Source organism: Nonomuraea sp. B12E4 (assembly GCF_039871825.1).
Taxonomy (GTDB): Bacteria; Actinomycetota; Actinomycetes; order Streptosporangiales; family Streptosporangiaceae; genus Nonomuraea.
Genome location: NZ_JBDPME010000009.1, coordinates 124,119 through 138,078, shown reverse-complemented (window position 1 = coordinate 138,078; position 13,960 = coordinate 124,119). Strand labels below are relative to the sequence as shown.

General features: G+C 69.4%; 15 protein-coding genes. 5 read left to right on the top strand and 10 right to left on the bottom strand.

The genetic code is table 11. The features are described from left to right. Positions 1 to 9 precede the first annotated feature (9 nt). A complete protein-coding gene (locus ABGB18_RS21815) occupies positions 10 to 660 on the bottom strand; it encodes a heme-copper oxidase subunit III (protein ID WP_090930539.1) in 651 nt (216 codons plus the stop codon). 219 nt (positions 661 to 879) lie between these two features. On the opposite strand from ABGB18_RS21815, the gene ABGB18_RS21810 reads away from it, so the two are divergent. Beyond that, positions 880 to 1,278 (top strand): hypothetical protein, encoded by a 399-nt coding sequence (locus tag ABGB18_RS21810; protein WP_347697585.1) that lies wholly within the window; start codon positions 880 to 882, stop codon positions 1,276 to 1,278. 6 nt (positions 1,279 to 1,284) lie between these two features. Beyond that, positions 1,285 to 2,322, top strand: a complete 1,038-nt coding sequence (gene trpD / locus ABGB18_RS21805) for an anthranilate phosphoribosyltransferase (RefSeq protein WP_347697397.1) — start codon at positions 1,285 to 1,287, stop codon at positions 2,320 to 2,322. A gap of 144 nt (positions 2,323 to 2,466) precedes the next feature. Here the strand turns inward: trpD and ABGB18_RS21800 are convergent, their stop codons facing one another. The 4 genes from ABGB18_RS21800 to ABGB18_RS21785 form a co-directional block, all read right to left on the bottom strand. After that, positions 2,467 to 3,678 carry an Ig-like domain-containing protein gene (locus ABGB18_RS21800; RefSeq protein ID WP_347697396.1) on the bottom strand — a complete coding sequence of 404 codons (1,212 nt, stop codon included), beginning with the start codon at positions 3,676 to 3,678 and terminating at the stop codon, positions 2,467 to 2,469. Between the two features lie 142 nt (positions 3,679 to 3,820). Further along, positions 3,821 to 4,234, bottom strand: a complete 414-nt coding sequence (locus ABGB18_RS21795) for a cytochrome c oxidase subunit 4 (protein ID WP_347697395.1) — start codon at positions 4,232 to 4,234, stop codon at positions 3,821 to 3,823. Continuing rightward, positions 4,234 to 5,898, bottom strand: a complete 1,665-nt coding sequence (gene ctaD / locus ABGB18_RS21790) for a cytochrome c oxidase subunit I (RefSeq protein WP_347697394.1) — start codon at positions 5,896 to 5,898, stop codon at positions 4,234 to 4,236. The genes ABGB18_RS21795 and ctaD overlap by 1 nt, the downstream gene beginning before the upstream one ends. Continuing rightward, positions 5,895 to 6,653 (bottom strand): cytochrome c oxidase subunit II, encoded by a 759-nt coding sequence (locus tag ABGB18_RS21785; RefSeq protein ID WP_347697393.1) that lies wholly within the window; start codon positions 6,651 to 6,653, stop codon positions 5,895 to 5,897. Before ABGB18_RS21785 ends, ctaD begins: the two co-directional genes overlap by 4 nt. Positions 6,654 to 6,876: 223 nt before the next feature. Here ABGB18_RS21785 and ABGB18_RS21780 point away from each other — a divergent pair, with 223 nt between their 5' ends. Together ABGB18_RS21780 and ABGB18_RS21775 are read left to right on the top strand one after the other, a co-directional pair. Further along, positions 6,877 to 8,010, top strand: a complete 1,134-nt coding sequence (locus tag ABGB18_RS21780; RefSeq protein ID WP_347697392.1) for a cysteine desulfurase family protein — start codon at positions 6,877 to 6,879, stop codon at positions 8,008 to 8,010. Next, entirely contained in the window at positions 8,007 to 8,252 is a 246-nt protein-coding gene (locus ABGB18_RS21775) for a sulfurtransferase TusA family protein (protein ID WP_043638353.1), read from the top strand. The genes ABGB18_RS21780 and ABGB18_RS21775 overlap by 4 nt, the downstream gene beginning before the upstream one ends. Positions 8,253 to 8,315: 63 nt before the next feature. On the opposite strand, the gene ABGB18_RS21770 is transcribed toward ABGB18_RS21775, so the two are convergent. Together ABGB18_RS21770 and erpA are read right to left on the bottom strand one after the other, a co-directional pair. Further along, a complete protein-coding gene (locus tag ABGB18_RS21770) occupies positions 8,316 to 9,302 on the bottom strand; it encodes a carbohydrate kinase family protein (RefSeq protein WP_347697391.1) in 987 nt (328 codons plus the stop codon). 100 nt (positions 9,303 to 9,402) lie between these two features. Beyond that, entirely contained in the window at positions 9,403 to 9,756 is a 354-nt protein-coding gene (erpA, locus tag ABGB18_RS21765) for an iron-sulfur cluster insertion protein ErpA (protein ID WP_090930529.1), read from the bottom strand. A 155-nt stretch (positions 9,757 to 9,911) separates the two neighbouring features. Between erpA and nadA the strand changes: the two genes are divergently transcribed. Further along, entirely contained in the window at positions 9,912 to 11,093 is a 1,182-nt protein-coding gene (nadA, locus tag ABGB18_RS21760; RefSeq protein WP_347697390.1) for a quinolinate synthase NadA, read from the top strand. A 109-nt stretch (positions 11,094 to 11,202) separates the two neighbouring features. On the opposite strand, the gene ABGB18_RS21755 is transcribed toward nadA, so the two are convergent. The 3 genes from ABGB18_RS21755 to ABGB18_RS21745 form a co-directional block, all read right to left on the bottom strand. Beyond that, positions 11,203 to 11,805 (bottom strand): SIMPL domain-containing protein, encoded by a 603-nt coding sequence (locus ABGB18_RS21755; protein WP_347697389.1) that lies wholly within the window; start codon positions 11,803 to 11,805, stop codon positions 11,203 to 11,205. Between the two features lie 98 nt (positions 11,806 to 11,903). Further along, a complete protein-coding gene (locus ABGB18_RS21750) occupies positions 11,904 to 13,349 on the bottom strand; it encodes an alpha/beta fold hydrolase (protein WP_347697388.1) in 1,446 nt (481 codons plus the stop codon). A 55-nt stretch (positions 13,350 to 13,404) separates the two neighbouring features. After that, positions 13,405 to 13,959, bottom strand: coding sequence for a hypothetical protein (locus tag ABGB18_RS21745; protein WP_347697387.1), 555 nt, complete (start codon positions 13,957 to 13,959; stop codon positions 13,405 to 13,407). Position 13,960: the final 1 nt, after the last annotated feature.

Here is a 13,960-nt window from a genome sequence, read left to right as displayed (position 1 = left end):
TCCCGTTCCTTAACGAATGATGTAGATGGTCGCGAAAAGACCGATCCAGACGACATCGACGAAGTGCCAGTAGTAGGACACGACGATCGCGCTGGTGGCCTGCTCATGCGTGAAGCGCTTCGCGGCGTACGTGCGTCCCAGCATGAACAGGAACGCGATCAGGCCACCGGTCACGTGCAGGCCGTGGAAGCCCGTCGTCAGGTAGAACACCGAGGTGTAGGCGTTAGCGGACAGGGTCGCGCCCTCTGACGCCAGCTCGCCGTACTCGTACAACTGCCCGGCGACGAAGATCGCGCCCATGAGGAAGCTGACGATGTACCAGAAGCGGAGCTTTCCGACCTGCCCCTTCTCTGCGGCCCACACACCGAGCTGGCACGTCACACTCGACAGAACCAGGATGATCGTGTTGACCGTCGCGAACGGGATGTTCAGGTGAGCGCCTTCGGCCTCGGCACCGACGGGCAGGAACGCGGGTCCCCACTCGATGCCTTTGCCCTCGCTCACCGACCGGATGGTGAAGTACATCGCGAACAGCGCCGCGAAGAACATGAGCTCGGAGGACAGCCACACGATCGTCCCGACGCTGACCAGGTTTGGTCGTCGGGACGACTGGGCTGCCGTCGTCGAAGTTATTGCGGATGCTGTCGCCACGGGCAGCATTATTGCGGCTCCGGTGGTCGGTCCGGCGCACGACCCCCCGTTAGCAGGTACAAACCACCAAGCAACCTGGGATAATTATCAGAAATCCCCCAGGAACCCGGCGACCGGCCGGGCGGCCTGGGATTGCACGCCGCCGCACCGGTACGATCCCAGGTGACCCTACCCCTTCGAGCGATAGCGAGCGCGACAGTGACGTCCACCGGGAGCACCGACGACACGATGAGGGTCCTCGTCTACAGTGACGACGCCGCCACCAGGGCCGAGGTGGTCCAGGCCATCGGCAGGCGGCCCGCGGCCGACGTGCCTCTCGTAGAGATCGTGGAGTGCGCCACGGAGCCCAAGGTCCATCAGTGGCTGGGATCGGGCGAGATCGACGTGGCCGTCCTCGACGGCGAGACGCAGCCGGCGGGCGGCATGGGCGTCTCCCGCCAGGCCAAGGACGAGGTCTACGACTGCCCGCCCATCCTCCTGATCATCGCCCGGCGGGACGACCGCTGGCTGGCCGACTGGTCCAAGGCCGACGCCGTCGTGCCGCAGCCTCTGGAGCCGATGGTCCTGGCCGACACCGTGGCCGACCTGATGCGGCGCCGTTCCTCCACCCGACTCAACGCCAAGTAGGTGCCCATGGACTCCCGGACGACCTGGCCCACCCTGCTTTCCGCTCTCCTGTCCGGAGAGCACCTCACCGCCGACGAGACGGCCTGGGCGATGCGGGAGATCATGTCCGGCGCCGCGACCTCCGCCCAGATCGCCGGCTTCGCCGTGGCCCTGCGCGCCAAGGGTGAGACGGTGGCGGAGGTGGTGGGCCTGGCCCGGACCATGCTCGACCTGGCCACGCCGCTGACGGTGGAGGGGCCGGTGGTGGACGTCGTCGGCACCGGCGGCGACCGCGCCCACACCGTCAACGTCTCGACGATGGCCGCCATCGTGGCCGCGGCCGCGGGCGCCCGGGTGGTCAAGCACGGCAACCGGGCCGCCTCGTCCTCGTGCGGCGCCGCCGACGTGCTGGAGCACCTGGGCATCCGGCTCGACCTCACGCCGGAGCAGACGGCGCGGGTGGCCGAGGAGGCGGGCATCGCGTTCTGCTTCGCCCCGGTCTACCACCCCGCGCTGCGCTTCGCCGGGCCGACCCGCAAGGAGATCGGCGTCCCCACGGTGTTCAACTTCCTGGGCCCCCTCACCAACCCCGCCCGCCCCGCGGCCCAGGCCATCGGCGTGTTCGACTCCGGGATGCTGCCGGTGCTCGCGGGCGTCTTCGCCGAGCGCGGCGTGTCCGCCCTGGTGTTCCGTGGCGACGACGGCCTGGACGAGCTGACCATCGCCGGCACCTCGACGGTCTGGGTGGTCAGGGACGGCACGGCGACCCAGCGGAGCTTCGATCCGGCGGTGCTCGGCATCGCGCGCGCCGACGTGGGCGCGCTGCGCGGCGGCGACGTGGCGTTCAACGCGCAGGCGGTGCACGACCTGGTGGGCGGCAAGACCGGCCCGGTGCGCGACGCCGTGCTGCTCAACGCCGCCGCGGCCCTGGTGGCGCTGCACGGCCCCGGTGACGATCTCGACGCCGCCATGATCGACGGCTACGCCCGCGCGGTCGAGGCCGTCGACTCCGGCGCCGCCGCGGCCATCCTCGACCGCTGGGTCCAGGTCAGCAGCTCCAACTGACGCCTCGGCGGCGCCGTTGAGGGTCAGCCACCGCCCCTCTCGGCGGTGCCGCTGACCCAAGAGCGCCCGCTGGCCCCCAAGCCCACGTCCGATTCCCCTCAGAGGGCCTCAGACGGCTCCTGAGGGCCGGTCCGGGGTCGGGGGCTACAGGAGGGCCATCGTCGAGGCGTCCTTCAGCACGCTCCACTTGAGCCATTCTTTCCAGGTCTCCTGCCAGTGCCCCCAGCCGTTCGTGGGCTCCAGCTTGCGCGGTCCCCCGGTGAGGATGATGGGGTCGCCGATCAGGGTGTTCTTGAGGAACCAGATGGCGTTGGACGGGCTGATGTTCACGCATCCGTGGCTGACGTTCGAGTTGCCCTGCGAGCCCACCGACCAGGGCGCGCTGTGCACGTACTCGCCGCTGTTGGAGATGCGGACGGTGTTGTACACCATGAGCGAGTAGTAGCCCGCCTGGCCCGGGCCGATGCCCGGCGACGTCATGAGCGTCGCCGACTCGCGGGACATCGCCAGGTGGATGCCCGAGGTGGTGTGGTACTTCCACGCGCCGCCCTGGCCGGCGCTCATCGGCATCTCGCGGATCTGCTTGCCGTCCCGCCGTACGTAGAGCACGTGCTCGTTGAGGCTCCCCTTGGTGATCTGGGAGCGGCCGATCTTGAAGTCGAGCTTGACGTCGCGCTTGCCGTACATGTTCGGCCCGCCGCGTACGCCGGCCAGCTTCGCCTCCACCCGTACCTTCGTGTGCGCCGGCCAGTATTTGCGCGGCCGGAAGTCCACGTGGGTGTCGTCGAACCAGTGCCAGGCGCCCTCCACCGGCTTGGAGCTCTGGACGGACAGGTTGCGCTCGACGGACAGGCGGTCGGCGACCGGCTGGTCGAAGGTGATCATGATGGGCATGCCGACGCCGACCGTGAGGCCGGTGTCGTCCTTGTTGGGGGTGATCGTCTTGATGTCGAAGGTCTTGGTGCCCTTGACCGTCTGGAACGTGCTGGTGGTCTCGTTCTGCCGGCCCGCGGAGTTCACGGAGACCGTGGTGACGGTGTAGGTGGAGTTGGGGCGGACGTTGCCGAGGCTGCGCCAGCGGGTACGGTCGGCGCTCAGCTCGCCCGCCAGGATCCCGGACTTGCCGCCGTCCACCCGTACGCTCTTGAGCGTGCCGCCCTGGGCCGACACCACGACGTCCCGGTCCGTGGTCACGTTCCGGCTCTTGTCCTGCGGGAAGACCGTGACAGACGCCGCCTGGGCGCCGGCCACGCCTACCCCCTTGGGTTCCTCGGCCGGTCCCGCCGAGCACGCTGAGCACGTCGTCAGCAGCGCCAAGGCCAGCAGGCCGGACGATCCATACGCTACGCGCCCCACGAGTGACTCCCTCGTCCAAGATCGAACCCCTTCTGCCTCCTTTACTACCCTGAGTGATCGAATCACCACATCCGTACTCTGGCAAAGAACACCAAAAAGCGGGCGTCCTCCCCCAAGAGAGGCGCCCGCTTCGGTGGATACTTCAGTGCGAGAAGTGACCCCGGTAGTACTGGAACACGAACCCGATCATGGCCATGATCACCATGAAGACGCCGATCAGGAACATCCAGAAGCCGATCACGAACCCGGCGAAGGCGAAGGCCGCGGCCAGGCACAGGAACAACGGCCACCAGCTGCTCGGGCTGAAGAACCCGAGCTCGCCCGCGCCGTCGCTGATCTCGGCCTGCTTGTCGTCCTCCGGCTGCGCGCCGATGCGGCGCGCGGTGAACATCAGGTAGTAGCCGACCATGAACGCGAACCCGACCGAGATGGCCATGGCGGTGGTGCCGACCGGCTCACCGTGACCCGTCTCGGCCTTGGTCCAGAACCAGTAGGCGATGTCGACGCCGGCGAAGAACACTCCGCACAGCAGGAACAGCCAGCCTTGGACTTTCATCAGGCCTCCACCTCCGCCTTGGCGGGCTTGGCGGACACGTGCGGATAGTGCAGGTCGAACGCGGGGCGCTCGGACCGGATGCGCGGCAGCGAGGTGAAGTTGTGCCGCGGCGGCGGGCAGGAGGTCGCCCATTCGAGCGAGCCGCCGTAGCCCCAGGGGTCGTCGACGGTGACCTTGGGCGCGCTGCGCCAGGTCTTCCAGACGTTGTAGAAGAACGGCAGCATCGAGGCGCCCAGGATGAACGCGCCCACCGACGAGATCATGTTGAGGTCGGTGAAGCCGTCGGCCGCGCTGTAGTCGGCGTAGCGGCGCGGGAAGCCCACCATGCCGAGCCAGTGCTGCACCAGGAACGTGGTGTGGAAGCCGATGAACAGCAGCCAGAAGTGCAGCTTGCCGAGTTTGTCGTCGAGCATCCGGCCGGTGAACTTGGGCCACCAGAAGTAGAAGCCCGCGAACATGGCGAACACGACCGTGCCGAAGACCACGTAGTGGAAGTGGGCCACCACGAAGTAGGTGTCGCTGATGTGGAAGTCGAGCGGCGGCGAGGCCAGGATGACACCCGTCAGACCGCCCAGCAGGAACGTGATGAGGAAGCCGACCGAGAACAGCATCGGCGACTCGAACGACAGGTGCCCGCGCCACATCGTGCCGACCCAGTTGAAGAACTTCACACCCGTCGGCACCGCGATGAGGAACGTCATGAACGAGAAGAACGGCAACAGCACCTGCCCGGTCGGGAACATGTGGTGCGCCCAGACCGTGATCGACAGACCCGCGATCGAGATCGTCGCGCCCACGAGGCTCATGTAACCGAAGATCGGCTTACGGCTGAAGACCGGCAGCACCTCGGTCACGATGCCGAAGAAGGGCAACGCGATGATGTAGACCTCGGGATGGCCGAAGAACCAGAACAGATGTTGCCACAGCAGCGCCCCACCGTTCTCCGGGGCGAAGATATGGGTGCCCAGCTTACGGTCGGCCTCCAGGGCCAGCAGCGCGGCGGCCAGCACGGGGAAGGCCATCAGCACGAGCATGCTGGTCAGCAGCACGTTCCAGGTGAAGATCGGCATGCGGAACATGGTCATGCCGGGAGCGCGCATGCAGATGATCGTGGTGATGAAGTTGACCGAGCCGAGGATCGTACCGAGACCGGACAGGGCCAGGCCCATGATCCACAGGTCGCCGCCGATGCCGGGCGAGTTGATCGCGTTGGACAGCGGCGTGTAGGCGAACCAGCCGAACGAGGCCGCGCCACCCGGGGTGAAGAAGCCCGACACGGCGATGATGCTGCCGAACAGGTAGAGCCAGTAGCTCACCATGTTGAGCCGGGGGAAGGCCACGTCGGGGGCGCCGATCTGCAGCGGCATCAGCTCGTTGGCGAAGCCGGCGAACAGCGGCGTCGCGAACATCAGCAGCATGATCGTGCCGTGCATGGTGAACAGCTGGTTGAACTGCTCATTGCTGGTGAACTGCAACCCGGGCTGCGCCAGCTCGGCCCGCATGACCAGCGCCATGACGCCGCCGATCAGGAAGAACGCGAACGACGTGATCAGGTACAGGTGCCCGATGATCTTGTGATCGGTGGAGGACAGCCACTTGGCGATCACTTGGCCCTTGCTGTGGGGCCTCGCGGGCGCGATCAGTGGTTCTTGTATGGCGGTCACTGGGCACTCCCAGCCTGGTGGGTCGCGATGTACTGGTCGAACTCAGCCTGCGGAACGAGCTTCACCGAGAACAGCATCCGGCTGTGGTCGACGCCGCACAGTTCGGCGCACCGCCCGGCGAAGACGCCGGGCCTGTCGAGTGTCGTGATCTCGAACTTGCGGCCCGGGTTGTCCTCGGAGAGGCCGGGGATGACGTCCCGCTTGAAGAGGAACTCCGGCACCCAGAACGAGTGGATGACGTCGTCGGTCGACAGGTCGAACTCGATCTTCGACTTGGTCGGCAGGACAAGCTGGGGACCCTGCTTGTAATCGCTCACGGGCACACCGGCCACCGGCTGCAGCGTCTTGCCGTTGACGGTCGTGGTGAAACGCCAGCTCCACTGGAACGCCTCGACCTTGACCTTGACCGGCGCGTTGCCGTCCACGCGGGTGAGCACGTCGCTGTCACGGGCGGTGAAGAAGAAGAACACCGACACCATGACCAGCGGGATCAAGGTGTAGAGCATCTCGATCGGCAGGTTGTAGCGAACCTGCGGCGGGAGCTCGGCCTTGGCCTTGCGCTTGCGGTGGAAGATGGCCGCCCACAGGATCAGCACGATGACGACGGCACCCGTGGCGAGTGCGGCGATCCAGGCCCCGTTCCACAGGCTCTGCACCACGTCGCCCTGCTCGGTGACGTGGTCAGGAAGAAGGCCGCGAGACCAATTGGCCTCGGGGACGTCATTAGCACACGCCGTCGCGGTAGCCAGCAGCAACGCCAAAGCGGCGGCGCGTGGCACCCTGCGCCGGGCCAACGAACGCCGTGTCGTACGGCGAGTCGGACTCACGGATCGCCTACCCCACAGATGAAGCCCAAGAGTCTTTCCCTTGGGCGCTCGTATTTCCAGATGCACAGCTGATTGCAGACACATTAGCGTGCAGGTACCTCGCCCTCCCGCGCGACCCCTCGATGGCGCCGCAAGTGGGACGATAAGTCTCGTGGCGTATTTCGACGCGGCTTCGAGTGAGCCGCTCCACCCTCAGGCGCGCGAGGCGCTGCTGGCGGCGATCGACGTCGGCTGGGCCGACCCCGCGAGACTTTACGGCCAGGCCCGCCGCGCGCACCTGCTGCTCGAACAGGCCCGCACGGAGGTGGCCGAGGCACTCGGCGCGCGGCCCGACGAGGTCTCATTCACCTCATCCGGCACGCAAGCCGTGCATCTCGGCGTCCTCGGCACCCTACACGGCAGACGCAGGGTCGGGCGCCATCTGGTCACCAGCGCGGTGGAGCACTCCAGCGTCCTGCACGCGGGCGGCGTGCACGAACGCGACGGCGGCACGGTGGAAACCGTGGGCGTGGAGCTGAGCGGACGGGTGGACGTCGAGCGGTTCGCCGCGGCGGTGGCCCGGCCGGGGACCGCGCTGGCCTGCCTTCAGACGGCCAACCACGAGGTCGGCACCCTGCAACCGGTGGCGGAGGCGGCCGCCGCCTGCCGGGCGCAGGGCGTTCCGCTGCTGGTGGACGCGGCGCAGACGGCCGGTCGCATGCCGATCCCGCCCGGCTGGGCGGTGCTGACCGCCAGCGCCCACAAGTGGGGCGGCCCGGCCGGCGTGGGCGTGCTGGTGGTGCGCAAGGGCACCCGGTTCCGCTCGTTCCTGCCGGAGGACGAGCGGGAGCGGCGGCGGGTGCCGGGGTTCGAGAACGTGCCGGGCATCGTCGCGGCCGCGACCGCGCTGCGCGCGATGGTCGCGGAGGCGGCGCAGGAGCAGGCGCGGCTGTCGGAGCTCGTCGGCAGGATCCGCGACATGGTGCCGAAGACCGTCCCCGACGTGGAGGTGATCGGCGACCCCACCGACCGGGCGCCGCACATCGTGACCTTCTCGTGCCTGTACGTTGACGGGGAGGCGTTGCTGACGGAGCTTGACAAGGCCGGTTTCGCCGTATCGTCCGGAAGTTCGTGCACCGCTAGTACGCTTCGTCCATCGCACGTTCTTGAGGCCATGGGCGTGCTGACGCATGGGAATGTCCGGGTGTCGCTGCCCAGGGGCACGTCCGCGGCCGAGGTCGACAGATTTCTCGCCGTGCTGCCCGAGCTGGTGCGCCGCATCCGCCAGGACGCAGGAGTCGCATGACCGAGGTTACCCAGCCGGCTTTGACGATCGACGCGCTCGGCAAGAAATGCCCGATCCCGATCATCATGCTCGCCGAGCAGATCAACTACGTCCCGCTGAACGCCGTGGTGGCCGTGCTGGCCGACGATCCGGCGGCCTACACGGACGTGCCGGCGTGGTGCAGGCTGAAGTCACATCGCCATGTGGGGTCGTACGAGCTGCCGGAGGGCGGCTGGGCGATCCACGTCAGGCGTAATTACTGAGCCCTGGTCATCGGTCCCCGCCGCGCGCCGCGTGACGCTCGCGGCGGGGAACCCGGCGCGCGCTCAGGGGTGGTAGCAGCGGATGTGCTCGGCGATCTCCTCGGTCGCCTCGGCGCCGTAGGCCGAGCGGAAACGCTCGAGGAAGCCCTGCTGGCCGAGCTCGTATTCCTGGCCGCCGACGCGTTCGAGCACGTGGGTGGCGGTGAGGTTGCCGAGCTGGCCGCACCGCTCCAGCGACAGCCCCCAGGCCAGGCCGGACATGAACCCGGCGCGGAAGGCGTCGCCGACGCCGGTGGGGTCGGCCTTGCCGTTCTCGGGGGCGGGGGCGACCTGGATGGACGGCTCGCCCGCACGGTCGATGACGGCCCCCTTGGGGCCGAGCGTGGTGATCCGGACACCGACCCGGCCCAGGATCTCCTGGTCGGACCAGCCGGTCTTCTGCTCGATGAGCCCCTTCTCGTAGTCGTTGGAGAACAGGTAGGCGGCCCCGTCGACGAGCTTGCGGATGTCCTCGTCGGCCATGCGCGCGAGCTGCTGGGAGATGTCGGCGGCGAACGGGATGCCGCGCTGCCGGCACTCGTCGGTGTGGCGCAGCATGGCGTCGGGGTCGTTGGGGCTGATCAGCACCAGGTCGAGCCCGCCGACGCGGTCGGCCACGGGCCGCAGCTCGATCAGCCGGGCCTCGGCCATGGCGCCGGTGTAGAAGGAGGCGATCTGGTTGTGGTGCTCGTCGGTGGTGCACAGGAAGCGCGCGGTGTGCCGGGTCTCCGAGACGTGTACGGATCCGCAGTCCACGCCGTGGCGCTCCAGCCACGACCGATAGTCGGCGAAGTCGTTACCGACGGCACCGACGAGGATCGGCTGGAGGCCCAGGCAGGCCATGCCGAAGGCGATGTTCGCGGCACAGCCTCCGCGGCGGATCTGGAGGTCGTCGACCAGGAACGATAGTGACACCCGGTCGAGCTGCTCGGCGATGAACTGCTCGCCGAAGCTCCCGGGGAAAGTCATCAGGTGGTCTGTCGCGATGGAGCCGGTGACGGCGATGCGCACGGGATTCTTCTTCCTCGTTGTCGGCAGGCCAAAATGGGCTCCCCGAGAATACGCGAAGGTCCCGCGCGCACAAAGGCGGGCGGGACCAGATCGCCATCGACTAGTTGAACGAGTCGCCGCAGGCGCACGACCCCGTGGCGTTGGGGTTGTCGATGGTGAAGCCCTGCTTCTCGATGGTGTCCACGAAGTCGATGGACGCGCCCATCAGGTAGGGGGCACTCATGCGGTCGGTGACCACGCTGACCCCGCCGAAGTCCGACACGACATCGCCGTCCATCGAGCGGTCGTCGAAGAAGAGCTGGTAGCGCAGCCCCGAACAGCCCCCCGGCTGCACCGCGACACGCAACTGCAGGCCCTCTTCACCCTGCTGCTCCAGCAGGCTCTTGACCTTTGCGGCGGCCGCGTCAGTCAGGATCAGGCCCTGCGTCGTGGTCTCGCTGCTCTCAACCGTCATCTGCTGACTCCCTACCCAGGCTGTCTGGTTGACGTCCTACTAATGACGCTACCAACACCTGCGCCATGCCACACATTCCCGGGTCACCTCCCCCCGGAATATCCACGTTTGCCGGTGTGTCATCATGAGTATCGTCAAATCGACGATAAGGGGGTATGGCAATGGCGACCCGTACTGACCTGCCGCTGTTCGTCCTCGGCCAGGGCACCGATCCGCACAGCGAGAAGGGGGTGGACTGTCCCGGCGAGCTGCCGGCGGCCTCCGACCCGGCGCTGGTGGAGCGGGCGCGCAAGGCCAAGGAGGCGCTCGGCGACCGCCTGTTCGTGCTCGGCCACCACTACCAGCGCGACGAGGTCATCCAGTTCGCCGACGTGACGGGCGACTCCTTCAAGCTCGCCCGGCAGGCCGCCGCCCGGCCGGAGGCGGAGTTCATCGTGTTCTGCGGCGTGCACTTCATGGCCGAGTCCGCCGACATCCTGACCTCCGGCGGCCAGAAGGTGATCCTCCCCGACCTGGCGGCCGGCTGCTCGATGGCGGACATGGCCACGTTCGACCAGGTCGAGGAGTGCTGGGAGGCTTTGGAGGACGCGGGGCTGGGCGATCGGGTGATCCCGATCACCTATATGAACTCCAGCGCCGACATCAAGGCCTTCTGCGGCCGGAACGGCGGCGCGGTCTGCACCTCCTCCAACGCCCGCCGCGCCCTGGACTGGGCGTTCGAGCAGGGGGATGACGCCTGCCGGGCGACGGCACCAAAGGTGCTGTTCCTGCCTGACCAGCATCTGGGGCGCAACACGGCGGTGCTGGAGATGGGCATGTCGCTGGAGGACTGCGTCGTCTGGAACCCGCACCGGCCGGGCGGGGGGCTCACCAGGGAGGAGCTGGAGCGCGCCCGCATGATCCTCTGGCGCGGCCACTGCTCGGTCCACGGCCGCTTCGCGGCCGGCTCGGTGGACGAGGTACGCGCCCGCATCCCCGGCGTGAACGTGCTCGTGCACCCGGAGTGCCGCCACGAGGTCGTGCTCAAGGCGGACCACGTGGGCTCTACGGAGCACATCATCGAGACGCTGGAGGCGGCGCCTGCGGGTTCGAGCTGGGCGGTCGGTACGGAGCTCAACCTGGTCAAGCGGCTGGCGCAGCGGTTCCCCGACAAGAGCATCTCGTTCCTCGACCGGACGGTCTGCTACTGCTCGACGATGAACCGCATCGACCTGCCGCACCTGGTGTGGGCGCTGGAGTCGCTGGTGCTGGGCGAGGTCGTCAACCAGATCACGGTCGACCCGGACACCGCCCACTGGGCCAGGGTCGCGCTGGACCGCATGCTGGCCCTCCCCTGACCCCGCCGACGTGAGCCCGGTCGCGCGGGCCCCAGCGGCCAGCCGAGCCTCGTTACCCGAGCCCGTCGAGAGCCCCGGCCGGGGCGAGCCCGGGCGGCGCGAGCCCGGGTTATGCGGCGAAGTCGTAGCCGACCTCGACCGTGACCGAGAGGGTCTGGCGGCCGGGGCTGACCGAGGCCCTGGTCTCGGCCGCCTCCAGCGCGGCCCTCATCGGCACCGGGCCGCCCCGGACCTCCTCCTTCACCGAGACCACCCGGCCCAGCGGCCGCCCGGCCAGCTCGGCGTACTGGGCCGCCTTGGCGGCGGCCTCCCGGAACGCCCTCGTCCTGGCCTCCCGCAGCGGGGCCGAGGGATCGGACAGCTCGAAGGCCACACCGTTCAGCCTGGCCTCCTCGCCCACTCCGGCCACGGTGTCGATCACGTGGTCGGCCCGGGCGAGGTCGCGTACGACCACCTCCACCCCCTGCGCCGCCCGGTAGGAGGTCACCTTCGGGTACGCCTCGTACTCAGGGCCCAGGGAGAGCTCCACCGTGCGCACGTCATGCGCCGCTGTTCCCGCCCGGCTCAGCGCCTCGGCCAGCCGGGCGGCGGCGGCCCGGACGGCGGTGAACGCCTCCGCGGCCGACGCCCTGCGGACCTCGACGCCCGCGTGCAGCCGCAGGATGTCGGGCGCGGCCAGGACGGCGCCCTCGCCGACGACGGTGATATCCACGCCAACCCCCTCTTTGTGGGTTCCGCCTTGATCCTAGGGATGCCGGTGGCGAAGGACTACCCGGTACGGCTGAAGCCGAAGCCCATGTCGTCCCTCCGTCACACGTACCCGCGGCCCGGCGGGGAGGGCCCCGGACCGTTCGGGAGCACGGCGGACACCGCCTCCACGATCGCCTCCGGGGCCTGGAGGGTGACCTGGCGCCGGGACACCCGCAGGCGTACGAGCCGGGCGCCGAGCATGGTCGCCAGCTCTCGCCGGCATGAGTCCCGCGCGCCGGTGCTGATCACGATGACCGGTACGCCGGGGAACGGCTTGCCCTCCCGGAGCCGGCACAGGTCGGCGGCCATGTCGCGGCGGGCCAGCCACTCCCCCGCCATCGCGAGCGGCACCTTGCCCATGCTGTAGGTGCCCGACGGGTCGGGCCCTCCCGTGAGCAGCCGGTGCGCGACCGGCCCCGTGAGGCGGGCCAGCGCGGTCGCGCCCCATGTGCCGCCCAGGGCGGGCAGCCACTGGCCGGCCCTCCCGCTCAGCGCGAGCCGCCGGCGCCGGACGGCGCAGGCCGGGTCCACCAGGACGAGTCCGGCCACGCAGAGCGGGTGCAGGCGGGCGAAGGCCTCCGCGTGCCAGCAGGCCACGCCGTGGGCGAGCACGGTGACGCGTTCCGGGTGGGCGGGCGCCAGCGCGGCCAGGCGGGCGACCTCGGCGTACAGGGTGGGCGGGGCCGGCGAGCGGGGGCTGAGGCCGAGGCCGGGGCGGTCGAAGCGGATGACGCGGCGGCATCCGGCCAGCCGCGCGGCCACCCGGTCCCAGTGGAACCAGGCGCCCCCGGGCCCGGCCGTGACGAGCACCACGGTCCCCGTACCCTGTTCGACCACGTGCGGCCGCCCGTACCCGTCCCATCTCGCCACGCTGCCGGACCGGGCGGCCGCCCGCGGCTCGTCCCGTGCCGGCTGAAAGTGGTCGTCGTCGGAGATGAGCAGGTGGACCGCCGCGTACACCAGCCAGACCGCGATCAGCGTGAGCTGCGCCCGGTGCGCGATCCCCACCCCGTGCCGGTCGGCGTGCGCGGCCACGGTGAGCAGCGTGGCGGCCAGGCTCAGCCAGGTGAACAGCCATGACACCCACGAGCGCCACCGCAGGCTGAGCACCACCATGGCGGTCAGCACCGCGAGCGCGCCGAGTGGCCCTGCCAGCATGTGCGCCCGGTGCCCGAACGACATGCTCGTGTGCCCGCAGGCCGGGTCGCTCAGCGCGGCGCAGTCCAACGGGAACAGCCCGGCCAGGAAGGTGAACAGCCCGAACGCGGCCAGCGCCAGCCAGCCCGGCCACTCCCGCGCCACCCTCGGCACCAGCGCCACGCCCAGCGCGCAGGTCAGGCCCGACAACCCTTCGCTGACCCGGAACAGCCGCGTCCACGGCTGGTTCCGGGCGGCCAGCTCGCCGACGTACCCGTCGATGCGGTCGACCGCGGGCGTGGTGAACTGGCCGGTGATCCACGCGCTGCCCAGGACCGCCGCCACGACGAACGCGGAAGCCGCAAGCACCAACAACCTTCGCTCCACGTGACAATTAGAACACCGAGCGTGACGAAGATCGGAGTCAGAGCCCGGGAGCGCCCCACACCGGGAACCAGCGAGTGAGATCCTTCTCCAGCGGCAACTCGCCCGCCAGGGCCGCCCTGGCCTGCAGTTCGAGCGCGTTGTCGCGGCGCTGCCCGGGCACCGGCGCGAACGGGTAGAAAGTGCCCCGCTTGTACAGGTAGACCACCGCGAGCCGCCCCCCGTCGCCGGCGAAGGACACCAGCGAGCACAGCAGCGAGGGCCCGAACCCGGCCGACTCCAGCGAGGAGTTGACCGCGTGCAGCTCCGTCACCAGCTCGCTCAGCGCGTCGGGCGGGCGGCTCACCAGCAGCCAGGTGTAGCCGTAGTCGTCATGGGACTCCTCGACACGCTCCCCGAGCAGCGCCTTGACGTCGCGTTCGAGCGTGGCGAAGGCGCCGCCCTCCGCGGCCCGGAACGCCACCGAGCCGAGACCGGTGGGGACGAGACCGGTCGCGGCCTGCAGCGTCACGGCCGCGGACGGCAGCGCGAACAGCGCGTCGAGGTTGGGCTTGACCGGCTTGGAGCGCCCCAGCAGCGCGTCGAGCCAGCCCATC